Below are 22,681 nucleotides of genomic sequence, written 5' to 3' on the forward strand. Positions count from 1 at the left end.
CCTGCTCCTGATCAGTTCCCGGCCACAAGGTTCAGTGGTGGATCGGACCCGCGGCCGAGGAAAGTCGTTGCCCCGCACCTCCCCAGCGCTGCGCGATGATCTCGGCCGCGATGCTCACCGCGGTCTCCTCCGGGGTGCGCGCGCCGAGGTCGAGGCCGATCGGGCTGGCCAGCCGGGCGACCTCGGCATCGCTCAAACCCGCCTCACGCAAGCGTTTCAGCCGGTCGTCGTGCGTCCGCCGCGATCCCATCGCGCCGATGTAGGCGACCTGCGGCAGCCGCAGCGCGACCTCCAGCAGCGGTACGTCGAACTTCGGGTCGTGGGTCAGTACGCAGATCACCGTACGGTCGTCGATCCGGCCGGCCGCGGCCTCACCGGACAGGTACCGGTGCGGCCAGTCGACGATCACCTCGTCGGCGAAGGGGAACCGGGACGCCGTCGCGAACACCGCGCGCGCATCGCACACCGTCACCCGGTAGCCGAGGAACGAGCCGAGTCGCGCAACCGCAGCTGCGAAGTCGATCGCGCCGAACACCAGCAGCCGCGGCACCGGTGCGTACGACGAGACGAAAACGCGCATGCCTTCGCCACGTCGTTGCCCGTCCGGCCCGTACTCCAACGTCTCGGTCCGGCCGTTCGCGAGCAGCCCACGCGCGTCGTCGACGATCGCATCGTCCGCACGTTCCGAACCGACGCTGCCTGCCTGTCCGTCCGGACGGACGATCACCCGCCGCCCGATCCGCGCCGGATCCGGATGCGCCACCACCGTCGCGATCGCGACCGGCCGGCCTTCGGCGATGTCCGCCGCGACCTCGCCCAGCTCCGGGAACGTCGTCCGGTCGACCTTCTCCACGAACACGTCGAGGATCCCGCCACACGTCAGCCCGACCGCGAACGCCGACTCGTCGCTCACGCCGTACCGCTGCAGCACCGGCTCGCCGGACGCCAGGATCTCCTCGCCGAGCTGGTACACCGCACCCTCGACGCAACCGCCCGACACGCTGCCGACCGCCTCCAGTCCGGGGCCGACCAGCATCACCGCACCGGGTGGCCGCGGCGCCGACTGGAACGTCGCGACAACGGTGCCCACGGCAACCGATTCGCCGGCTTCCCACCAGGTCAGCAACCGGTCGAGCACGTCACGCATCGGCCACCACCTCCAAGAGCTGCACGAAACTGGCCAGGCTGTGCCCGGCGACGAGATCGTCCAGGTGCGGCAGGACGGCGACGATCCCGGACTGCACAGGTTCGTACCCGGGCTTGCCGCGATGCGGGTTCAGCCACACGACCCGGTGCGCCAGGCTCGCGAGCCGTTGCAACTGTGCGCCGAGGAGTGCCGCGTCGCCACGTTCCCAGCCGTCGCTGCACACGACGACGACCGCGCGTCGTGCCGTACCTCGTTGTCCCCAGCGGTCGAGGAAGACCTTCATCACCTCGCCCAGCCGGGTACCGCCCGACCAGTCGGGTACGACGTCGCCGGCGGCGCGGAGCGCGTACTCGGGGTCGCGGTGGCGCAGCGCCGGGGTGACCCGGGTGAGCCGCGTGCCGATCGTGAACACTTCGACTGTCCGCGGCGCCTGCTGGACCATCGTGTGCGCGAGCCGCAGCAGGCTGTCCGCGTACGGGCGCATCGATCCGGAGACGTCGATCAGTACGACGACGCGCCGTGGCCTGACGCCGCGGCGGCGGTAGTGGACGCGGGCCGGTTCGCCGACCTGGCGGAGCTGCGCGCGGAGCGTACGGCGCGGGTCGATCTCGCCGCGGTGCGACGGGCGACGGCGGTTCGCCCGTCGCAGCGGTGCGCGCGGGCGGAGGGTGCCGAACAGGCGGGCGAGCTCGGCGCGGTCGGCTGCCGACAACCCAGCGACGTCACGGTGCCGGAGGACTTCGGTCGTACTCGCGGAGACGTTGAGAGTGCGATCGCCGTCGTCGGCGCCGTCCTCCGCGGCGGATTCGAGGGCGGCTTGGACATTGGGTTGCGGGGTGTGGCTGGGGACGACGCCGCGGGTTCCGCGGTCGCCGGTGAACCAGGTTGCGAAGACCTCGTCGTACCGCGCGGTGTCGTCCGGGCCGCTGCAGAGCGCGGCGCGGCCGGCCCAGTAGACATCCGCAGTGAGAGTCGCGTCGAGCGACGCGACTGCTTGCAGGAAGAGGTGCACCCGGTCGGCCGTCACGGCAAGACCTGCATGCCGAAGCGCGGCGGCGAACCCGGCGAGCGCAAGATCCGGCGCAGGCTGCTCGGGTGCAGGCTGCTCGGGTGCATCAGGTGTCAGGCGCGTCATCGTCGTCAGCTCGCCAGCAGCCGGTCGAGCGACTCGCGGACGCGGTCGGTGTCCTCGCGGTACTTGAGGACGGCGCCCAACGTCGCGGCGGCGGTCTCGACGTCGAGTACGTCGGTGCCGAGCGCGTCGAGGGCGCGGGCCCAGTCGAGGGTCTCCGCGACCCCGGGCGGTTTGAGCAGGTCGAGGTCGCGCATCCGCTGGACCGATCGGGTGACCTGTTCGGCGAGGCGGGCGGAGACGCCGGGCAGCCGGGTGCGGACGATCTCGATCTCGCGGGCCAGGCCGGGGTGGTCGATCCAGTGGTACAGGCAGCGGCGTTTGAGCGCGTCGTGCACCTCACGGGTGCGGTTCGAGGTCAGTACGACGACCGGCGGGACGTTCGCGGTGATCGTGCCGAGCTCGGGGATCGTCACCTCGTACGTCGACAGAACCTCGAGCAGGAACGCCTCGAACTCGTCGTCGGCCCGGTCGATCTCGTCGACGAGGAGTACGGCGGGGCTCTCGCGCAGCGCACGCAGGACCGGGCGGGACAGCAGGAAGCGTTCGTCGAACAGGCTCTTCTCGACCTCTTCGACGGCCGCGTCCGAGCTGGTCGCCTCGACGGTCCGCAGGTGCAGGATCTGGCGCGGGAAGTCCCAGTCGTACAGGGCTTGGGACGCGTCGATGCCCTCGTAGCACTGCAGCCGGATCAGCTCGACGTCGAGCGCCTCCGCGATCGCCGCCGCGAGCGAGGTCTTGCCGGTGCCGGGCTCGCCTTCCAGCAGGAGTGGGCGGTGCAGGGCGAGCGCGAGATACCCGACCGTGGCCAAGCCCTCTCCGGCAAGGTATCCGGTCGCCCGCAGACGCTCGGCCAGCTCAGCCGCCGAGCCGACGGCACTCACTCCTTCAGCATTCACCTACTTCGCCACGTTGCCAACCCTGCCCCGGCAGGCCGCCGGCTTTCCGGAAACAATCCGTCGCCAGACGCCGAAAATGTTCCGCAAAGCTCAGTGGTGCCCCGGCGGCAACGCGTCGCCCGTGTCCACGTCGGCACCGTCGGCGACATCCGCACACTCGATCCGTTCGGCGTCGTGCGTCCGCAAGTACGTCCGCGCCCCTTCGTCACCGCGCGCCGAGGCGATCACCCCGTCCCAGTGCGCCCGCCCGATCACCACGGGATGCCCAGGCGCCCCGTCGTACGTCGCCCGCCGCAAAGTCTCAGTTCCCGCACCGTCCATCACCCGCCGCACAGCACCGACCGTCAACCCCGGAACATCCACCGGCACCACCACGACTGCATCGGACGAGCTGGGCCGGAGATGCGTGAGGCCTGCGCTGAGCGAGGCTCCCATGCCCTCCGCCCAGTCGGTTGCCTCGACTACCTCGACCGGTTCGGTGGTCAGTTCGGCCCGGACTGTTTCGGCCGCGGCGCCTACTACGACAACCACCTGGGTACAGCCGGACTCGGTGAGGAGGCGGGCGGTACGGACGACCCAGGGGACTCCGGATGGGTCGCGGATGAGGGCCTTGGGGGTGCCCATCCGGTGACCGGCACCCGCAGCCAGGAGCAGGCCTGCGATCTTCACAGCGGCAGCGTACTGATTTCACAGTCTGGGCAGTGCCGGGTACCGCCCGGTGCGGGCCGGCCAGCGTGCGACGATGTCTGACGTGACGACGATCGCAGACGGCTCGAAGTCCCTTCCGTTGCTGTTCCTCGGGCAGCACACGGACCCGCACTCCGAGCGCGGCGTCGAGTGCCCGGGGGCGCTCCCGCCGGCGTCCGACCCGGACCTGGTGGAGCGGGCGCTGAAGGCGAAGGCGGCGCTCGGTGACCAGGTGTTCGTGCTCGGGCACCACTACCAGCGCGACGAGGTGATCCAGTTCGCGGACGTCACCGGTGACTCGTTCAAGCTCGCACGGGACGCGGCGGCCCGCCCGGACGCGCCGTACATCGTGTTCTGCGGTGTGCACTTCATGGCCGAGTCCGCCGACATCCTCACCAACGACCGGCAGACCGTGATCCTCCCGGACCTCGCGGCCGGTTGCTCGATGGCGGACATGGCCCGTATCCAGCAGGTCGAGGCCGCCTGGGACGCGCTCGCCGACGCCGGTGTCGCGGACGTGACGGTGCCGGTCACGTACATGAACTCGAGCGCCGACATCAAAGCGTTCTGCGGCCGCCACGGCGGCGTCGTGTGTACGTCGAGCAACGCGGAGACCGCGCTGAACTGGGCGTTCGAGCAGGGCGAGAAGGTCCTGTTCCTCCCGGACCAGCACCTCGGCCGCAACACGGCCGTACTTCAACTGGGCCTGTCGCTCGAGGACTGCGTCGTGTACGACCCGCACAAGCCGGGCGGCGGTCTGACCCGCGAGCAGCTGGCCGCGGCGAAGATGATCCTGTGGCGCGGGCACTGCTCCGTCCACGGTCGCTTCACCGCCGAGTCGGTCGACGACGTGCGCTCGAGGGTGCCGGGCGTGAACGTGATCGTCCACCCCGAGTGCCGCCACGAGGTCGTCACGAAGGCCGACCAGGTGGGCTCCACCGAGTACATCATCCAGGCGCTCGAAACCGCGGACCCCGGTACGTCGTGGGCCGTCGGCACCGAGCTCAACCTGGTGCAGCGCCTGGCGAAGCAGCACACCGACAAGAACATCGTGTTCCTCGACAAGACCGTCTGCTACTGCGCCACGATGAACCGGATCGACCTCCCGCACTTCGTCTGGACCCTGGAGAACCTGGTCGCCGGCCACGTCGTCAACCCGATCAAGGTCGACCCCGACACCGAGCACTACGCCAAGGTCGCCCTCGACCAGATGCTCGCCCTCCCCGGCAAGACCGCCAAGGACTGAGCGGTGGCGCTCCGCACAGCTCCGGAGCGCCACCGCATGTCAATCAGCCGCCGTTGTTGATCCAGTTGACCGCCGCATCAACCACAGTGTCATGGCCCGCGGCCACGTCATCAGGCGTCAACCAGACTGCCTGGTCCACAGGGAATCCCGTATGCGTGAGATACGAATGCGGAGTGTTGACTCGATGGCCCTCGTAATCGTTCACAAGCCCGACCCAGTCCGGATCCAAAGACACCGCGTCCGGTGCACCGAAGCCCCCATTGGTCGGTTTGCCGAAGGTCCTTACCCTCGGGTGGTACGTCATGAACAGCGCCACGTCATCGCCTGAGCTGACCGCTCCCGGTCCGGTCAGCACTGCGATCGGCTTGTCGTAGGAGCGGCTGTCACCGTCATTGTCAACCACGTAGTACGACGGTTGGGCGTCGAAACCAGGCTTCAAGGTGAAGTGCTCGTCCGGGTATTTGCGAACATCGAACCTGATGGTGGCTCGAGGACCGTCGAACAGCATACCCAATCCCGGATAGCTCAGGAACAGATTACCGCCTTCGACGTAGCGGAAGTCGACGATGAGCCCATCCGTTTGCTGGTTCTGTGTCAGCTCCTCGATTGCTTGAGTGAACTTGGTGCCCGCGTCTCCGGACCATCCCCACACATAGATGTAACCAATTCGGGTGCCAGGCATGATTCCCCAGGAAACGGCGTTTCTGGGAGTGGTCTGCCTCCACAGCGGTTTGGAAACGCCGGAGATATCGAGCTGCTCAGTGCACTGGCCGGCGTTGGGCAAGCTGGCAAGGGGGGCTGTCGACAGATGCACAACGGAGCCGGTCGAATGCTTGACGACATCGATCGTGTCGTAGAGATGCCAGTTCATCGGCCCAGACGCTGTCCAGATGTGGTTTATGGACGCCGCCGTCGAGCCTCGGGCGACACCGCCGCCGTTGATGTTGTTCAGGTAGAGCGGTAGTCCCTGCTGCAGCAGGCCTGGGTAGAGCTCCGACCAGGGATGCCCATCGAACCCCAGAACCCGGTCACCCGGCTGTAAGCCGAGCGGATGGTTTGGCGCCACCTGATAAATCAGGGCCGACCCATCGTCCATCGCTGTAGTGCAAGCTCCGAAGGTGTTCGACATCCACGGGCCAGTCCAGAGCAACGGAATTCCGGGGGCTGGCGGAGTGCGGAAGTTGACTGTCAGGTCGGCGGCGAAGGCATGGGTGTCCTGCAGCTGCAGCGCCAACGCGTTCATGATCCCTGCGAAGCGACCGCGGCTGACGCCGGCGGCCACCTCGGGGCGGTACTGGTTGCGCAGGGCGGTCCAATCGACCTGCTCGATGCCGTTGAAGCCTGCGTAGGTCTGATCGATCGCGTTCCAGAAAGTGTCGAAGATTTCAAGTTTTCGGGTCGTCGACAACCCTTCGCCCCAGGTACTGTCGATTGCCGCTTGCAACTCCGCAGGCGTCATACTCGTGAGTTCACTTGCCGACGTCATCATTCGCTCGGGCGGCATCACCGCCTGCGACGTGCTTGTTGGAATGAACGCAAGTGTCACTGCACATGCCGATGCTAGTGCCACCAAACCGCGCCTCATAACGCCACCTCGTCTCTGCTACGAATCGGTGTGCATCGCGGCCGCGACCCCAAAGCAGATCCATTGCATGACGTACATCTGAATCAGGCCTGACGCCATCCTGAATTTGCGCTCAGCGCGATACGCGGGCGGGGGTGTACCAGGCGGAGAGGAGGTCTGGGAGGCGGTCGGGACCCCAGCGGTCTACTGGGGTGATGCGGCCGGTGAGGGTGGAGAGACCGTGGGCCAGGCCGCCTACTACGTCGCCGCGCCACGGGACGGTGACGCCTTCGTCGGGGCCGACGATGACGGCGGGGCCGCCGCGGTCCACGCACACGACCGGACAACCGGAGGCCAGGGCCTCGGTGACGGCCCAGCCGGCGGCCTCCCGGAACGCGGGAGCCAGCAGTGCGTCCGCGCGGAACATCGCGGCCAGTACTTCCTCGCGCGGCAGCGCGCCCATGAACTCGACCCGGTCCCGCACACCCAACTGCCACGCGAGGCTCTCGGCGCGTCCCCAGTCGGGACCGTCGCCGATGATCCGCAGCTCCCAGTCGGCCGCCTCCGGACGCGCCAGCGCACTGATCGCCAGCAGCACGCCCTTCCACGGGATCAACCGCCCGACGAACAGCGCGGTCTTCACCTCCGCGTTGAACGGCTCGTACGGCCCGGACGCCGTGAAGCGCCGGATCGCCACGTTCGGCTGGACCACGATCTGCCGCGCGTACGGCGCGAACGCCTCCGCGACATCGTTGTTCTGGGCAACCATCAGGTCGGCCGTCTGCGCCATCCGCCGCCCGGTCAGCCGGCGCCGTACACCGGTGTAGACCCGCCGTACCAGCTCGCCCACGACGCCCCGCGGGCCGAGCCAGTGCGCCATCGACAGCGGCGCGGTCGTCGACCCGCCGACCGGACCCCAGATCACCTTGGCGGACGACTGCTCGACCACCCCGGCGCCCATCCAGTCCACGGCGAACGTCAGATGATGGATCACGTCGAACGAGTGCAGCGCATGCAGCTCCCGCGCCGTCCGGCGGGCGAGCCCCTGCCACAACGGGTAGTACCAGTACACGTCCGAAGGCCGTCGGCGGAGCCGGAGGATCCACCGCGGCAGCTCCAGCGGTACGACGGTCAGCCCGGGCACCGGCCGGGCCGCGAGCTCCTCGTGGATCTCGTGCACGAACTTGCCCCGGGTCAGCAGCCAGACGTCGTGGTCGCGCGCCGCGGCCTTCGCCCACGCCCACCCGGCGCCCGGCTCGGACCCGCCCGACGGCCGGCAGGCGTACGCGCTCAGCAGTACTTTCGGCCGGCCAGGCATCAGCTCATCCCCTCCAGGAGCCTGCGCAGATCGGTGCTGGAGGTGGAGGCGGTGTACGGGAAGTAGTGCACCTGTGCGCCGACCTCACCCAGCAGCCGTTCCAGTCTGGTCCCCTTTTCGGTTCCCTTCCAGTCGTCCCCTTTGAACAGGATGTCGTACCGGAGCTGTTGCCACATCTCGAACTTGTCGCTGGACCAGTCGCTGATCACCTCGTCGACCAGGTCGAGCGCCCGGATCACGTCCATCCGTTCGTCGTGCGGCACGACCGGCGGGCGGCCCTTGATCCGGGTCACCACGTCGTCCTCGACGACGCCGGCGATCAGGTGGTCGCAGTGCTCGCGGGCGCGGCGCAGGATGTTCAGGTGGCCGATGTGGAACATGTCGTACACCCCGGGCGCGTAGCCGACGATCGTCATGCCCGCACCCCCAGGACGGCCATCTCGCGGTACCACTTCCCGACCGCGGCGGCCAGGAACAGCAGGTTCAGGACGAGCAGCGCGCCGTACAGGACGACGAACACCGATGGCGCGCCGAACGCGAGGAAGACCAGGCAGAGTACGCCGTAGTCGGTCGGTGCGATGAGCAACGACTTGACCACGGAATCCCCACGCTCGTTGGGTTTCGTGGCCGCGCCGTGCCGCCGGCGCAGCTGGTCGATCAGGATCAGCCCGAAGAACAGCACCGACGACATACACACGTACGCCAGCGGCACCAGCAGCACGAGATGATTGCTGAAGGCATCGAAGCGGTAGAACGAGATCAGTACGGCGCTGTGCAGCAGCACGATCTTCACCGCGTCGATCATGTGGTCGAGCCACTCCCCCAGCGGCGAGCCGCCGCCACGCAACCTGGCCAGCTGCCCGTCGGCGGAGTCGAGGCCGTACCCGAGCACGAGCAGCGCGGTCACCAGCAGGGCCAGCCACCAGGAGGGCCGGACGGTTGCCACCAGCACGATCCCGATCAGCGAGCAGAACCCGGACGCCAGGCTGACCTGGTTCGGCGTCCGCCCCGCGAGGAAGGCCGCGGCCGCGAACACCCGGCCGATCCGGCGGTTCACGAACCGCGAGTACGCCGGAGTACCTGCGGACGGCTTCTGCGCCTGGGAAAGTCGCGCGACAGTGTCCCGCAGCCCGCTCATGCGACCGAGCTGCGTGACTGCCGCTGGTCGATCGCGGCGCGCAGGATCGGGCTGCGGGAGCTCCGGCCGGCCGGCAGGACCGTGACCAGCCCGGCCGGGACCCCGGCCAGCTCGTCCACGCCCAGCACGCCGTCCGTGCCGCCGGCAGCGAACACGGTCTGTACCCCCAGTACGCCGGTCAGCCAGCCGGACCGTACGTCGTCGACGGCTACGACCTCGTCGACACAGCGCAGGTGCTCGACGATCTGCGCCCGCTCGAGCAACGGTACGAACGGGCGCCCGCCCCACGCCTCGAGCGCCCACTCGTCGGACAGCACCGCCACCACCAGCCGGTCACAGAACTGGCGGGCCCGCTCGAGCACGTCGAGGTGCCCGACGTGGAACAGGTCGAAGACCCCGGCGACGCATCCGCTGCGTAGCAAACTGCTCTCCCCCAACACGAACTCCTGCACTTCCTCTTGCCGGACGCTGCCCCCCGCGTCCAGCGCGACTCTATCCGCGGCGGGCACGACCCGCCCAACGTCCCGTGAGCGACCGGCCGCGGGCGGCGTGCCGGGCGATCGCATCGGTGTAGATCCTTTCCGTGGCCACCACGTCACGCTCCGGAGTGAAGCGTTCCAGGTAGACCTCACGGGCTCGTTCGCCGCAGGCTATCGAAGTCACGGGATCAGCCACCAACCCGATCGCCTTCCGCAGCGATTCCGGATCGCCCGGCTCGGTCAGTGCCCCGGTCTCCCCGTCGTCGACGAGCTCCGCCAGCGCGCCGAGCCGGGATGCGACCACCGGTACGCCGTGCGCGAAAGCCTCTACCACCACGAGTCCGAAGGTCTCATACGAACGAGCCGGTACGACGGCGACGCGCGCGGATCTCAGCACATCCATACAGTCCGCCCACGGTAGTTGACCGAGCACCTGAATCGACAGGTCTTTGCGGGCCTGTTCCTCGGCCGCCGCGCGCAACGGACCGTCGCCGACGACAATCAGTCGCCCGAGCGAGGAATCCCATGCCTGCAGGAGATCCGCGAACCCCTTGTCCTCGCTCAGCCGCCCGAGGAACACCACCGCGTCGCCGGCACCTTCGCGAGTCGGGCCTTCGTGCGGTACGGCGTGCGGCTTCACCACGAACCGCTCCGCGTCGAAGCCGGCCGCCACATACCGGTCCCGGACGAACCCGGACGGTACGACGAACGTTTCGACGTACCGCTGCCAGGTGTGCAAGGTGTTGTGGACGCCGATGCTCGTCGCCAGCGGCAACGTCTGGACACGCGACTCCCGGTAGCAGCCGTGCCGTACCGCGGCCAGCGGCAGCTTGCCGATACAGGACTCGCACGGCCGGCCGTCGCGCTGCAGGACCGCGTTCGCACACAGCAGGCGGAAGTTGTGCAGTGTCGCCACGACCGGGAGATCCAGGCGGTACGCCGCGCGCAGCACGGACGCGCTGAACAGCGGGAACGTGTTGTGGACGTGCACCACATCGGGCCGCCGCGCTTGCAATAGCTGTGTTAAATCGCGTTCCGCCGAAAATGACCAGACGGAGCGAAACGGTAACAGCGCGCGATCTTTCCGGCCGAGATCGGCGATGTCGTCGCTGTTTCGGGCGTACAACTCGACTTCATGTCCTGAGTTATCCAATAAATCAACCGTTTGCGAGACAACGGTGTTCTCACCACTGGGTTGACCGGTCCGGTAACGGTTGTGCAGCATTGCGACCCGCATAGCACTACCTTAAGTCCCACAGTAACTACGCCTGGTCTCGCCCGCTCCCAGGAGAGTGCATTGAGGAAGTTGTGGTCGGCGGCGCTCGTTGCCGGAGCGCTGACCGTCGTCGCGGTCGCGGTGCCCGTGATCGCCAACGAGAACAAGGCAACGACGACGGCGAAGTTCCAGGAGTCGGAGCAGGCAGCGGGCCGGGTGCTGCCCTCCCACCGGCCGGGCAAGGCAGGTTCCACACCGGCTCCGCGCGGGTCCAAGCCGACCGCGAAGCCTAGTGGTACTTCGACCGGTAGCTCGTCGCCGAAGCCACATCCGACGGGCAAGCCCACCCCGACCTCCACCACCACGACACCCACGAAGCCGGTCGTGCCGCCGAAGCCGCCAGTTGTGACCTCGGGCGAGGCCGGTCCGGCCGTCGCGGGTCCCTGCAGCGGCGTGGTGATCAAGCCCGGCCAGGACGCGGCATCGATCGTCAGCTCCAAGCCGGCCGGTACAACGTTCTGCTTCGCCGCCGGGGTGCACCGGATCAGCTCGACGATCCGCCCGAAGGCGAACCAGGTCCTCGCGAGCGCGCAGCGCGCCGTGCTCACCGGGTCCGTTCCGTTGAGCGGCTGGGTCCGCTCGGGGTCGGCGTGGGTGATCCGCGGGGCGCTGCCGGCGGCGTACGGCAAGAGCGGCGAATGCGAGGACAACAAGGCGAACATCTGCTATCTGCGGGAGCAGTTGTTCCTCGACGGCACGCATCTGACGCGGGTCGCGAGCGCCGCGGCGGTGAAGGCAGGGACGTTCTTCGCCGACTACGCGGCGAACGCGATCTACCTCGGCAGCAACCCCACCGGGCGGGACGTCGAGATGTCGAAGACCGCGACCGCGATCGAGTCGAACGCCCGCGGCGTGGTTGTCCGCGGGTTGACGATCGAGCACTTCGCCAGCGCACCGCAGGCCGGGGCGCTCGTCTCCGGGCCCGGTTGGAAGGTGACCGCGAACGACGTGTCGTGGAACCACGCGGTCGGCGTCATGCTCGTCGACGCGGACAAGGCGACGGTCGACCGGAACCTGATCCACCACAACGGGCAGCTCGGCCTCGGGCAGTACAGCTCGGCGGCGGCCGCCGTCACCCGGAACGTGATCAGCGCGAACAACACCGACGGCTTCTGGATCGCCGACTGGGAGTCCGGCGGAATCAAGTCCACCCGCTCGTCGGGGACCGTGAGCGGCAATGTGATCAAGTCCAACAAGGGCATCGGGATGTGGGCCGACGTCGCCGACGACGGCCGGGTGATCGCCGGCAACCAGATCGTGAACAACGCCGCGGACGGGATCCGGTACGAGATCAGCCGGAACGGCACCATCGAGGGCAACACCGTCACCGGCAACGGCTTCGGTACCGGCCGCGGCTCGGGTACGTCGTTGTGGGACGGCGGCGGGATCAACGTCAACACCTCGACCGGCGTCACGATCAAGGGCAACCGGGTCTCCGGCAACGTCAACGGCGTCACGATCCAGTCGCGGACGCGCGGCACCGGGCCGTGGGGTACGTACCTGCTGCGCGACGTCCAGGTGAGCGGGAACGTCATCGAGATGACCTCCGGTACGCAGGCGACCGGCATGGTCCAGAACTCGGGCGCCGAGATACCAGCCGGCGAGGTCGTGTTCAGCGGCAACAAGTACGTGCTGGACAGCCTCGGCACCCAGCGGTTCGCGCGGTTCGGCACCAAACTGACCGCCGCCGGCTGGCGTCAGGCCGGGCTCGACAAGGTCGGCAGCTTCCTCGCGAACTGACCCGATCCCGGTGTCGTTCGGTTGCCTTTCGCAACACATTTGTGCGCTACGTATTGCCATGACTACGTGACGTAGGGGTAACCTGCGTAGCGAAGCCGCGCCATGGGGGGTGCGCTCAGGGCTACCTGTGCCACCGGAGGCTCCGCTATGAAAACAGCATTTCTGGCAGTCGTTGTCGTCGGCACCAGTCTGGTTGCCGTCGGCCCCCTGCCTGCGAACAGCGCACCGCCGCCACGGGACGGGACGTTCCGGACCGGCCCCGCGCTCGCGCCCGCCTGCACCGGCGTCCCGATCGGCACCACCGACGACGCGGCCGCGATCGTCGACGAAGCTCCGGCCGGTACGACGTTCTGCTTCAGCGCCGGACTGCACCGGATCAGCGCGCCGATCCACCCGAAGGCGAACCAGGTCCTGGCCAGCGACCGAGGCGCCGTACTCACCGGCTCGGTCCGCCTGACCCGCTGGTCCCCGTCGAACAGCACCGGGCTCAGCCGTGCCTGGGTGACCACTGGGGCGTTGCCGCCGGCGTACCCGCAGACCGGGCAGTGCGAGGACAACCAGGCGAACATCTGCTACCTCCGCGAGCAGGTCTTCCGCGACGGCGATCACCTGACCCGGGTGGCGTCCCGGGACAAGGTTGCCTCCGGCACCTTCTATGCGGACTACGCGGCGAACGCGGTCTACCTCGGCGATTCGCCGTACGGGCACACGATCGAGATGTCGAGTACGCCGACCGCGATCGAGCCCGGCGGCAACAACGTGATCGTCCGCGGGCTGACGATCGAGCACTTCGCCACTCCCCCGCAGGGCGGCGCGATCGTCCTCGGGCTCGGCTGGCACGTGTACGCGAACGACATCCGCTGGAACCACGCCGTCGGCGCGATGCTGATCAACGCCGACAACGCCGTCCTCGAGCAGAACCGGATCCACGACAACGGGCAGCTCGGCGTCGGGCAGTACAGCACGCTGAAGGGCACGATCAGCGCCAACGACGTGAGCGGCAACAACACCGACGGTTTCTGGATCGCCGACTGGGAGTCGGGCGGGATCAAGACCACCTGGTCGAGCGGCGGCTCGGTGAGCGGCAACCTGATCGCGGACAACCTCGGCATCGGGCTGTGGAGCGATGCGTACGACGACAGCCGGACGTTCGCCGACAACCAGATCGTGGACAACGCGGCGGACGGGATCCGCTACGAGATCGGCCGCAACGGCGTGATCGAGGACAACGTGGTCAGCGGCAACGGGTTCGGCACCGGCCGGGGTTCCGGTACGTCGCTGTGGGACGGCGGCGGGATCAACGTGAACACGTCGTCGAACGTGCAGGTCCGCGACAACGTCGTGGCGAACAACGTGAACGGGATCGCGATCCAGTCCCGGACCCGCGGCTCCGGCCCGTGGGGGCCGAACGTCCTCCGCGACATCGTTGTCTCCGGCAACCAGGTGACGATGCGCGGCGGCACCGCGGCGACCGGCATGGTGCAGAACTCGGGCGCCGCGATCCCGGCCGGCGAGGTCACCATGAACGACAACTCCTACATCCTCGACAGCCTCAGCGCCGAACGGTTCCAGAAGGCCGGCCAGTGGTACACCGCCAAGCAATGGCAGTCCACCGGCCAGGACACGTCCAGCCTCTTCACCCTCGGCAAAGCAGTCCTCGACCCCACCGGCATCCTCACCATCCTTCCGGAGAGCTAGCGGGTGAGGGCGGTTACGTGGTTGATGAGAAGCGCGCGGAAGGGCTCGGAGTTGCGGAGGTCTGGGGTGAAGACGGTCTCTACGGATAGCAGGGCGTCCACCAGTTTGGTCGGGTCGGTGATGTTGGCGACGGCGGTTTGGAGGCGGGCGGCTTGCGGGTCGTCCAGGTCGGGGGTGCGGAGGACGTAGACCATCCAGGCCGCGACGGCGAGCGAGATCAGGTTGGGTTCGGCGCCGGTGGCCAGGCGGTCGCGAACCGTGCCGAGCATGCGGACCGGGAGTTTGACGGAGCCGTCCATGGCCACCTGGCGGGTGCGGTGTTTGAGGGCCGGGTTCTCGAAGCGTTCGAGGACGGTGGCGCCGTACGCCGCCAGGTCGAGACCGTCGGGCGGGGTCAGGGTCGGGATGACGTCCTCGGTCATCAACTGTCGCGCGAGGCCGCCCAGTTCCTCGTCGCGGACCGCCTCCGCGATCGTCTCGTAGCCGCGCAGCGCGCCGAGGTAGGCGAGCATCGAGTGGGTGGCGTTGAGCATCCGCAGCTTCGCCTGTTCCCACGGCGCGACGTCGGACGTGAGCACCGCACCGCCGCGCTCCCACGCGGGCCGCGCGCCGGCGAACTCGTCCTCGATCACCCACTGCAGGAACGGTTCCGCGACCACCACGGCCTCGTCGCGTACGCCGAGCATCCGGGCGGCGTCGTCGCGGTCCGCGTCGGTCGTCGCGGGGACGATCCGGTCGACCATACTGGCCGGGAACCGAGTGCCCTCGAACGCGGGCGGGACCTTGCCGAGCGCCTCGAGGTAGTCGGTCACGAGTTTGCGCAGGAACGGGCCGTTGGCAACCAAGTTGTCGCAGGACAGGATCGTCAGCGGTTCGTCCCGGCGGGTGATCGCGGCCGCCAACTGGCCCACGACCGTACGCGGCGGCCGGCCGGCCAGGTCGGCCCGGATCTCGGGGTCGTCCAGGTCGAGCCCGTCGCCCGCGGCCCGGTACCCCTTCTCGGTCACGGTCAGCGTCACCACCGACACCGCCGGGTCCGCGATCCGCGCGACCACGGCCTCCGGGTCCTCGGGTGCGGTGAGTACGTCGCGAATGCTGCCGATCACCTGGATCGACGGATCGCCGAGACCGCGTTCGAGCACGGAGTACAGGCCGTCCTGGGGCGCGAGCTGGTCGCGGACCGTGGTGGAGCGCTGGCTCACCCCGGTGATCCCCCAGCGGGTCTCGCCGGTTTCGACCGCCGCGCGTTCGGTGACGACGGCCTGGTGGGCGCGGTGGAACGCACCGATCCCGAGGTGCACGATGCCGACCGACAGCGCCTTCGGGTCGACCGCGGGGGCGACGGGCAGGTTGGTGAAGCTCAGCCTGGTCAAGCGCGAACACCTTTCGCTGGTTGTGGTGCGGGTCCGGTCGAGTCCCGGACGATCAGTTCCCCGTGCAGGTCCCCGTGTGGTCGCAGTGCGGCCTCCGGGTCCTCGAGCATCGCCAGCAGCAGCTGGACGGCGAGCCGCCCGGCCTCCTGCTTCGGCAGCCGGACCGTGGTCAGCGCGGGCCGGGCCATCCGCGACATCGCGATGTCGTCGACCCCGACCACGCTCAGGTCAGCGGGCACCGAGAGGCCGCGGCTGTCCAGCCGGGCGAGCAGGCCGATCGCGACCAGGTCGTTGTACGCGACCACCGCGGTCGCGCCAGTCGCGACCACCTGGTCCGCGGCCGCCATACCGCCTTCGTACGTCGGGGCGAAGTTGCCGACCGGTGCCAGCTGGGCGCCGAGCGCCTCGGTCGCGTTCCGGAGCCCGGCGCCGCGGTGCTGGGTCGACCAGGAGGACGCGGGTCCGCCGACCCAGGCGATCCGTCGGTGGCCGAGGGCAACGAGATGGGCGACGGCCTGCCGCATGCCGTCCTCGTTGTCGTAGTTGATCCCGGGCAGGCCCTCGGCGGCGCGGTTGACCAGTACGACAGTCGTGTCCTGGGCGATCGCGGCGAGCTCGGCGTCGGTCGCGCGCGGCGAGCACAGTACGACGCCGTCGACTTGCTTGGACAGCGCCCGGACCAGGCCGGCCTCGGCGGCCGGGTCCTCGTCGGTGTCCGCGACGAAGACCGCGACGTCGTGGCGGCGGGCGCGGGCCTGCACGCCTTTGGCGAGGCCGGCGAAGAACGGGTTGGCCAGATCCGGCACGACCAGTCCGATGGTCCCGGTCCGGCCGGTGATCAGGCCGCGGGCGGCCCGGTTCGGCTCGTACCCGAGCTGCTCGACGGCGGCCGCGACCCGGGCGCGGGTACCGGCGTTCACCATCCCGGGCAACGACAACGCCCGCGACACGGTCGAGGCCGACACCCCGGCCAACCGAGCCACATCCCGAATCGTCGCCGCCACACACATCTCCTCTGCCGGTGGGCAGGATTCTGCAATCGGTTGCAGCCTGTGTCAAGAACCCGGCTATTGTGGCGCCAAGACATGACTGCAATCCTTTGCAGTGCCTGTTTCAGAGATCGCTCACTCGGAGGACAGATGCCGAAGGCCTTGCAGCCCCACCCGGACCGTGCCCTACCGGCCGGCCCGGCCCGCGACGTCGCGCGCCGGATCCACGCCTCGACGAAGGACCTGCCGCTGCTCTGCCTGCACGGGCACGTCGACATCGGGCTGTTCGCCACCGACGCGCCGTTCGGCAACCCGGCCGAGCTGCTGGTCGTCCCGGACCACTACGTGACCCGGATGCTGATCTCCCAGGGCGTCTCCCCCGGCAAGCTCGGCCTCCCCCGCCGCGACGGCAAGCACACAGCCCAAGAGATCGCACAGCCGCGTGACATCTGGCGCGAGTTCTGCGCCAACTGGCACCTCTTCCTCGGTACGCCGAGCAGGTACTGGCTGGAGCACGAGTTCGCCGAGGTCCTCGGCCTGGACGTCCACCCGTCCGCGGAAACGGCCGACCATCTGTACGACCAGATCATGGCCCGGATCGCCGAGCCGGAGTTCCGCCCGCGCGCGCTGCTCGACCGGTTCAACATCGAGCTGATCTCCACCACCGACGCGGCCACCGACGACCTCGCGCAGCACGTGAGCCTGGACAAGGACCTGCCCGGCCGGGTGATCCCGACGTTCCGCCCGGACGCCGTGGCGCACGTCGACCGCGACGGCTGGCCCGGCCTGATCGCGCAGCTCGGCAAGCTGGCCGACGTCGACACCACCACGTACGACGGTTTCCTGGCAGCGCTGCGCCAGCGCCGCCAGAGGTTCATCGAAGCGGGCGCGCGGGCCACCGATCACGGTCATCTGAGCGCGGCCGCCACACCGCTGACGGACGCCGAGGCGGCGCGGATCTACGCGGGCGCGTTGAAGGGTGACGTGACGGCGGAGGACGCCGCGGCGTTCGCGGGGCACATGCTGTACCAGTTCGCGGTGATGTCGGCCGAGGACGGGCTGGCGATGCAGCTGCACCCCGGCGTACTGCGGGACCACGATCCGGCGATCTTCGCGACGTACGGGCCGGACCAGGGTCACGACATCCCGGTCGCGACCGAGTTCACCCGCTCGCTGCGGCCGCTGCTCGAGCGGTTCGGGCACGTCGACGGGTTCCGGCTGGTGCTGTTCACCGTCGACGAGACGGTCTACTCCCGTGAGCTCGCGCCGCTCGCCGGTGTCTACCCGGCCGTACGGCTCGGAGCGCCGTGGTGGTTCCTGGACAGTCCGGACGGCATGAGGCGTTTCCGCGAGCTCGTCACCGAGACGGCCGGCTTCTACAACACCTCAGGCTTTGTCGACGACACCCGCGCGTACCTGTCGATCCCCGCCCGCCACGACCTGGCCCGCCGGATCGACGCCGGCTTCCTCGCGAACCTCGTCGTCCAACACCGCCTCGACGAGGACGACGCACTACAGGTCGCAAAAGCCCTCGCCTACGACCTGGCCAAGGACACGTACCTGTCCAGCAGGTAGTCTCACGCAATCTTGTGGAGAGGATTGCGATGAGGCGTGGGGCCGTCGCGGCTGCTGGAGCCGCGGTGTTGCTGGTGGCGGGCTGTTCGTCGAACTCGGGCAAAGGTCCCGCGCCCACACCCGTGGTAACCGTCACCGTCCCCACTGCTCCCCCGGCTGCGGCTGTCGCCGTGCTTGGGCCGACCGGGCCGAGTACGGCGAAACCGTGCACAGGTACGGCGATACCGGTTGGCACGGATCCGCAGCCGGTGATCGACGCTGCGGCCGAAGGTACGACGTTCTGTTTCGCCACGGGGGTGCATCGGCTGACGCGTGCGGTTCAGCCCAAAGCGGGCGACACGCTCGGTGGCGCACCGGGTGCGGTGTTGAGTGGGGCAGTCAGGCTCAGCGGCTGGAAGCATGCGGGTACGAGTTGGTCGGTGCGCGGCGTGCTGCCGGCGGCGTACAAGCTCAAAGGGCAGTGCGAGGACAGCAAGACTAACCCGTGCCAGCTCGGTGAGCAGCTGTTCCTCGACGGCAAGCACCTCACCCGGGTGATGAGCCTCGCCCAGGTCAAGGCCGGCACGTTCTACGGCGACTACACGACGAACACCGTCTACATCGGAGACGATCCGGCAGGCCATGTGACAGAGCTGTCGCGTACGCAGACCGCGATCGACAAGTCGGCCGACAACGTGACCGTGACCGGGTTGACGATCGAACACTTCGCCAGCCGCCCGCAGGCCGGCGCGCTGCAGGCCGGTCCTGGCTGGAAGGTCCTGTCGAACGAGGTCCGCTGGAACCACGCCGTCGGAATCATGGTGATCGAGGGCGATCACGCCGAGGTGTCCCGCAACACAGTCGCGGACAACGGTCAGCTCGGCATCGGCCAGTACCGGTCGGCGGACGTCCGGATCAGCGCGAACCTGGTCACCCGGAACAACACCGACGGGTTCTGGATCGCGGACTGGGAGTCCGGCGGGATCAAGTCGACCCGGTCGTCCGGCGAGGTGAGCGGCAACGACATCGTCGCGAACCGCGGCATCGGGATGTGGAGCGACATCGCCGAGTACGACCGGCGGATCACCGGGAACCGGATCCGGGACAACGCCGCCGACGGCATCCGGTACGAGATCAGCTACGCCGGCGTGATCGACCAGAACGTTGTCGAGCACAACGGCTTCGGTACCGGCCGCGGCTCCGGCGGCACGCTCTGGGACGGCGGCGGCATCAACGTCAACACGTCGTCCGACGTCCAGGTCCGGGGCAACCTGATCAAGGACAACCGGAACGCGTTGTCGATCCAGTCGCGGACCCGGGGCGAGGGCCCGCGCGGTACGTACGTCCTCAGCAACGTGCTGGTCGAGGGCAACCTGTTCGTGATGACGGACCCGGCGGCGTCGCTGGGCGTGGTGGAGAACAAGAAGTCGCCGACGCAGCCTGGTGCGATCACCTTCCGCCGGAACAGCTACCAGGGCGCCGACAAGTTCGCGTACCGGGGCAGGACGCTGACGTGGTCGCAGTGGCAGCAGTCCGGGTTCGACCAGGACTCAGTGAGCAGCTAACGCGCGTCTTCGATGCCGCAGCCGGTCGGCGTCGCAGATCGCGGCGGCGACCAGCAGGTGCACGGTCATCGAGGACAGGTCGGACAAGCCGCTCTCGTTCAGCGAGGCGGCCGTCACGTACCCGAGCAGCAGCGCGCCACAGGCCCGGACGTACGGCGTGGGCGCGCGGAGCACGGACACCCACGCCAGGATCAGCGCGAGCCCGACGATCGCGACCGCGAGCAGCCCGGTCTCCCAATAGAGACTGAGCCAGCTGTTGTCGATCGCCATCACGTCGACGTCGCCCTCGCCGCGGGTGAGCAGGATCCGCTTGTTGCCGAGGCCGTGGCCGATGATCGCGGTCTGCGTCGACACCTTCTCGTCAACGACCGCGTGCCAGCTCGTCGTCCGGCCGCTCAGCGAGGTGATCTGGCGCGTGCCCTGGCCGCGCAGCAGCCAGGTGTGCAGCGAACCGATGGTCAGGAACGCGAGCCCGAGGAGCCCCGGTACGGCGAGGCAGGCGAAGCGGCCGAGCCAGGTCTTGCGGGTGATGATCAGCGCGATCACCAGCCCGAACGCGACCGCGGCGGCCGACGTCCGGGTCCGGCTGGCCGCGATCAGTACGCCGCCGAGGCCGATCAGCGCGAACGCGGGCAGCGCGGACAGCTTGCGGCAGAGCAGCCCGATCAGCGCGAGCCCGAGCATGATCGCGCCGACCTCGCCGACCCGCGGCGGCAGCATCGGGATGATGACACCCTGCAGCCGGGACCCGGTGCCGAGCGAGCTGAGCGGCCGCCACGCCTGCGACGGCGCGTACGCCAGACTCAGCACGACGGTTGCCCCGAGCAACAGGTGGGCCCACAGGTGGGCCCGGACCAGCCGCTCCGGTACCTGGATCAACGGCCGCCAGAGCAGGAAGACGAAGACCAGCCCGATCATGAACCGCGCCAGCCGGGTCAGCGGCCCCATCGGCTCGGCCAGCAGGAACGCCGTCGCGCACGCGAACAGCACGTACATGACGTAGAGCATGCTGGCCGGGCTCACCCGGGTGCGGAAACCGGGTTTGGTCGCGGCGAATGCAACCAGGAAGACCGCGCCGAGCAGGAGGCCCTTGGCCATGCTGTTCGTGGACCCGGTCGTGCCCTGCGGCGCGGCGACCCGCGACGACCACGGCTGTACGCCGAGGACGAACAGGCACCACAGCAGCAACCAGAACCAGGCCGGTCGCTCGTCGGTGTTCTCGACCGTGCCCGGAACAGGTGCTGCCAATGTCCCGAGTGACACAGACATCAGTCCAGCGGTTTGTAGTTCAGCGGGATGCCGAGTGTCTCGTCCTGCGACGCCGTACCGATCAGCACGACACCGAGCACCGGGGCGCCGGCGAACTGCAGTGCGCCGGTCAGCCGGGCGACGTCCATCTCCTTGTCGAGGCCGACCTGGACGACCAGCACCGACGCGTCGACGGCGGCAGCGAGCGGGCTGATCCCGTGCCGTCCGACCGAGGCCGGGCCGTGGACGACAACCGAGTACCCCGGGGGGAGGTCCGCGACGATCCCTGGGACCAGCGACGGGCCGACGGCTTCGGCCGTCTCCTCGTGGTTCAGGCCGGGCGGCAGTACGTACAGATCGGCGACCGTGCCCGGACGGAACAGCTTGCGGGCGCGGATCGCGCGGGTCGCGGCCGGCTCGTTGACCAGGTCGGTGAGCCCCTCGTGGCCGGTGAGGTGCGGGAGGACCGGCGTCCCTTCGATGTCGGCCAGTACCAGCAGGGTCTCGCGGCCGTCGCGGGCGTTCGCCTCGGCCATCGCCAGCGCGATACCGGCGGAGTTCGGGGTCGGGGACGCGGACACGACCAGCAGCGCGCCGGGGCTGCCGCCCGCGATCGCGCGCGGGTTCAGCTCGCGCCGGGCCAGCGCGCCGCTCGCCTCGGCGCCGAGGGCGGTGATCTCGTACTGCGGGAGCTCCGGGGCGGACCGCTGCCAGAACCGGCGGCGATGCCCCTCGGAGGCGGCCATCACCGGGGCGCTGGCGGCCCGCGCCGCTTGGTCCCGGGTCAGGATGTACGGCGTCAGGTGCGACCGGAGCAGCGCGAGACCGAAGCCGAGCACCAGGCCGAGGATGCCGCCGACCAGGATGTCGCGGGCAACGATCGGCGACGAGGTGGCGGTGTCGGTGGTGGCCGGCGTCACCAGCTCGCTGCCGGCGCCGACCGTGGACAGCGCCTTCAGCATCGCGGCGGCGTCGTCCGCGGCCTGCCGAGCCTCGGTCGCGAGCGTGACCCGCTGGTCCCGCAGCGCGGCCGCGGTCTGGTTGTCGCCCCGGCCGACGGCCTCGTCGATCTGGCTGGCCAGACCGCGCGACTGCTGGGTCGCGGTCTTCGACCGGCCCTGGGCCTGCTCGGCCAGGTTCGTCAGGAGCGCCTTGGCCTCGCTGTTGCGCTGGGCGAGGTAGATCGTGGCGATCGCGTTCGCCCGGTCGACCGCCTTCTGCGCGGTCGGGCCGTCGGTGGTGACCAGGTACGCGTTGTCGGTGACCGCCTTCACCCGGGTGACCGCGGCCAGGTCCTGGATGGTCTGGTCGTTGTTCGGCATGCCGAGCGACTTCACCACAGCGGCCAGCAGGGTCGGGCTGGCCATCACCCGGGCCTGGGTCTCGGCCGGCAGGTCCATCCCGAGCGGGCCGGTCTTGTCCGCGCCGGTGGACAGCTTCCCGACCAGCGCGGGCGGTACGGCCGGGCCGATCACCAGCTGGCTGGACGCGGTCCAGCGGATCGTCTGGGAGAGCGCGAACACCGACGCGCCGAGCAGTCCGAGCAGGACACAGCCCAGGATGAGCCATTTCTGCCGCAACAGTGACTGAGCGGTCTCCCGCCAGACCACAGTGCCCGGTTCCATTCG

19 protein-coding genes are annotated in these 22,681 nt (G+C 69.2%); 5 read left to right on the forward strand and 14 right to left on the reverse strand.

Annotated features, from left to right (window positions below; all coding sequences use genetic code 11):
• Positions 1–31: 31 nt before the first annotated feature.
• The 4 genes from ACFYRU_RS36980 to ACFYRU_RS36995 form a co-directional block, all read right to left on the reverse strand.
• Positions 32–1,147, reverse strand: a complete 1,116-nt coding sequence (locus tag ACFYRU_RS36980; protein WP_387667930.1) for an XdhC family protein — start codon at positions 1,145–1,147, stop codon at positions 32–34.
• Complete coding sequence (locus ACFYRU_RS36985; RefSeq protein ID WP_387667933.1) at positions 1,140–2,282, reverse strand: VWA domain-containing protein; 1,143 nt, start codon at positions 2,280–2,282, stop codon at positions 1,140–1,142. Before ACFYRU_RS36985 ends, ACFYRU_RS36980 begins: the two co-directional genes overlap by 8 nt.
• A 5-nt stretch (positions 2,283–2,287) precedes the next feature.
• A complete protein-coding gene (locus tag ACFYRU_RS36990; RefSeq protein ID WP_387667936.1) occupies positions 2,288–3,163 on the reverse strand; it encodes an AAA family ATPase in 876 nt (291 codons plus the stop codon).
• Positions 3,164–3,268: 105 nt separating this feature from the next.
• Complete coding sequence (locus ACFYRU_RS36995) at positions 3,269–3,847, reverse strand: NTP transferase domain-containing protein (protein WP_387667938.1); 579 nt, start codon at positions 3,845–3,847, stop codon at positions 3,269–3,271.
• A gap of 73 nt (positions 3,848–3,920) precedes the next feature.
• Here ACFYRU_RS36995 and nadA point away from each other — a divergent pair, with 73 nt between their 5' ends.
• The gene (gene nadA, locus ACFYRU_RS37000) at positions 3,921–5,111 is read left to right on the forward strand and encodes a quinolinate synthase NadA (RefSeq protein WP_387667940.1); all 1,191 of its coding nucleotides are present in this window, start codon (positions 3,921–3,923) and stop codon (positions 5,109–5,111) included.
• 43 nt (positions 5,112–5,154) lie between these two features.
• Here nadA and ACFYRU_RS37005 read toward each other — a convergent pair whose 3' ends face one another.
• The 6 genes from ACFYRU_RS37005 to ACFYRU_RS37030 all read right to left on the reverse strand — a co-directional run bounded on the left by ACFYRU_RS37005 (position 5,155) and on the right by ACFYRU_RS37030 (position 10,847).
• Entirely contained in the window at positions 5,155–6,657 is a 1,503-nt protein-coding gene (locus tag ACFYRU_RS37005) for a S41 family peptidase (protein ID WP_387667943.1), read from the reverse strand.
• Positions 6,658–6,808: 151 nt separating this feature from the next.
• Positions 6,809–7,993, reverse strand: coding sequence for a glycosyltransferase (locus ACFYRU_RS37010; RefSeq protein ID WP_387667944.1), 1,185 nt, complete (start codon positions 7,991–7,993; stop codon positions 6,809–6,811).
• Positions 7,993–8,409, reverse strand: a complete 417-nt coding sequence (locus ACFYRU_RS37015; protein WP_387667946.1) for an adenylyltransferase/cytidyltransferase family protein — start codon at positions 8,407–8,409, stop codon at positions 7,993–7,995. The genes ACFYRU_RS37010 and ACFYRU_RS37015 overlap by 1 nt, the downstream gene beginning before the upstream one ends.
• Positions 8,406–9,131, reverse strand: a complete 726-nt coding sequence (locus ACFYRU_RS37020) for a CDP-alcohol phosphatidyltransferase family protein (RefSeq protein WP_387667949.1) — start codon at positions 9,129–9,131, stop codon at positions 8,406–8,408. The genes ACFYRU_RS37015 and ACFYRU_RS37020 overlap by 4 nt, the downstream gene beginning before the upstream one ends.
• A complete protein-coding gene (locus tag ACFYRU_RS37025; protein WP_387667951.1) occupies positions 9,128–9,583 on the reverse strand; it encodes an adenylyltransferase/cytidyltransferase family protein in 456 nt (151 codons plus the stop codon). The genes ACFYRU_RS37020 and ACFYRU_RS37025 overlap by 4 nt, the downstream gene beginning before the upstream one ends.
• 40 nt (positions 9,584–9,623) lie before the next feature.
• On the reverse strand, positions 9,624–10,847 hold the full coding sequence (locus ACFYRU_RS37030; RefSeq protein WP_387667953.1) for a glycosyltransferase: 1,224 nt from the start codon (positions 10,845–10,847) through the stop codon (positions 9,624–9,626).
• A gap of 60 nt (positions 10,848–10,907) precedes the next feature.
• On the opposite strand from ACFYRU_RS37030, the gene ACFYRU_RS37035 reads away from it, so the two are divergent.
• Both ACFYRU_RS37035 and ACFYRU_RS37040 read left to right on the forward strand, forming a co-directional pair.
• Positions 10,908–12,626: a right-handed parallel beta-helix repeat-containing protein gene (locus ACFYRU_RS37035; RefSeq protein WP_387667954.1), complete on the forward strand. Its 1,719-nt coding sequence runs from the start codon at positions 10,908–10,910 to the stop codon at positions 12,624–12,626.
• Positions 12,627–12,773: 147 nt separating this feature from the next.
• Positions 12,774–14,324, forward strand: a complete 1,551-nt coding sequence (locus tag ACFYRU_RS37040) for a right-handed parallel beta-helix repeat-containing protein (protein WP_387667956.1) — start codon at positions 12,774–12,776, stop codon at positions 14,322–14,324.
• Here ACFYRU_RS37040 and ACFYRU_RS37045 read toward each other — a convergent pair.
• Positions 14,321–15,697: a mannitol dehydrogenase family protein gene (locus tag ACFYRU_RS37045; protein ID WP_387667958.1), complete on the reverse strand. Its 1,377-nt coding sequence runs from the start codon at positions 15,695–15,697 to the stop codon at positions 14,321–14,323. The two genes, ACFYRU_RS37040 and ACFYRU_RS37045, sit on opposite strands and share 4 nt — an antisense overlap.
• Positions 15,694–16,701 (reverse strand): LacI family DNA-binding transcriptional regulator, encoded by a 1,008-nt coding sequence (locus ACFYRU_RS37050; RefSeq protein WP_387667960.1) that lies wholly within the window; start codon positions 16,699–16,701, stop codon positions 15,694–15,696. Before ACFYRU_RS37050 ends, ACFYRU_RS37045 begins: the two co-directional genes overlap by 4 nt.
• Positions 16,702–16,836: 135 nt before the next feature.
• On the opposite strand from ACFYRU_RS37050, the gene uxaC reads away from it, so the two are divergent.
• A complete protein-coding gene (gene uxaC / locus ACFYRU_RS37055) occupies positions 16,837–18,261 on the forward strand; it encodes a glucuronate isomerase (RefSeq protein WP_387667962.1) in 1,425 nt (474 codons plus the stop codon).
• A gap of 29 nt (positions 18,262–18,290) precedes the next feature.
• Positions 18,291–19,805, forward strand: coding sequence for a right-handed parallel beta-helix repeat-containing protein (locus ACFYRU_RS37060; RefSeq protein WP_387667964.1), 1,515 nt, complete (start codon positions 18,291–18,293; stop codon positions 19,803–19,805).
• Here ACFYRU_RS37060 and ACFYRU_RS37065 read toward each other — a convergent pair.
• Complete coding sequence (locus ACFYRU_RS37065; RefSeq protein WP_387667967.1) at positions 19,791–21,053, reverse strand: O-antigen ligase family protein; 1,263 nt, start codon at positions 21,051–21,053, stop codon at positions 19,791–19,793. The two genes, ACFYRU_RS37060 and ACFYRU_RS37065, sit on opposite strands and share 15 nt — an antisense overlap.
• A gap of 20 nt (positions 21,054–21,073) precedes the next feature.
• Positions 21,074–22,678 (reverse strand): Wzz/FepE/Etk N-terminal domain-containing protein, encoded by a 1,605-nt coding sequence (locus ACFYRU_RS37070; protein WP_387667970.1) that lies wholly within the window; start codon positions 22,676–22,678, stop codon positions 21,074–21,076.
• Between the last annotated feature and the right edge of the window lie 3 nt (positions 22,679–22,681).

It is taken from the genome of Kribbella sp. NPDC004536, from assembly GCF_042873835.1.
Classification (GTDB): Bacteria; Actinomycetota; Actinomycetes; order Propionibacteriales; family Kribbellaceae; genus Kribbella.

Coding starts and splice junctions, on each gene's coding strand:
- ACFYRU_RS36980 (WP_387667930.1), bottom strand. CDS start 1,147: ATGCGTGACGTGCTCGACCGGTTGCTGACCTGGTGGGAAGCCGGCGAA.
- ACFYRU_RS36985 (WP_387667933.1), bottom strand. CDS start 2,282: ATGACGCGCCTGACACCTGATGCACCCGAGCAGCCTGCACCCGAGCAG.
- nadA (WP_387667940.1), top strand. CDS start 3,921: ATGTCTGACGTGACGACGATCGCAGACGGCTCGAAGTCCCTTCCGTTG.
- ACFYRU_RS37010 (WP_387667944.1), bottom strand. CDS start 7,993: ATGCCTGGCCGGCCGAAAGTACTGCTGAGCGCGTACGCCTGCCGGCCG.
- ACFYRU_RS37015 (WP_387667946.1), bottom strand. CDS start 8,409: ATGACGATCGTCGGCTACGCGCCCGGGGTGTACGACATGTTCCACATC.
- ACFYRU_RS37020 (WP_387667949.1), bottom strand. CDS start 9,131: ATGAGCGGGCTGCGGGACACTGTCGCGCGACTTTCCCAGGCGCAGAAG.
- ACFYRU_RS37030 (WP_387667953.1), bottom strand. CDS start 10,847: ATGCGGGTCGCAATGCTGCACAACCGTTACCGGACCGGTCAACCCAGT.
- ACFYRU_RS37040 (WP_387667956.1), top strand. CDS start 12,774: ATGAAAACAGCATTTCTGGCAGTCGTTGTCGTCGGCACCAGTCTGGTT.
- uxaC (WP_387667962.1), top strand. CDS start 16,837: ATGCCGAAGGCCTTGCAGCCCCACCCGGACCGTGCCCTACCGGCCGGC.
- ACFYRU_RS37060 (WP_387667964.1), top strand. CDS start 18,291: ATGAGGCGTGGGGCCGTCGCGGCTGCTGGAGCCGCGGTGTTGCTGGTG.
- ACFYRU_RS37070 (WP_387667970.1), bottom strand. CDS start 22,678: ATGGAACCGGGCACTGTGGTCTGGCGGGAGACCGCTCAGTCACTGTTG.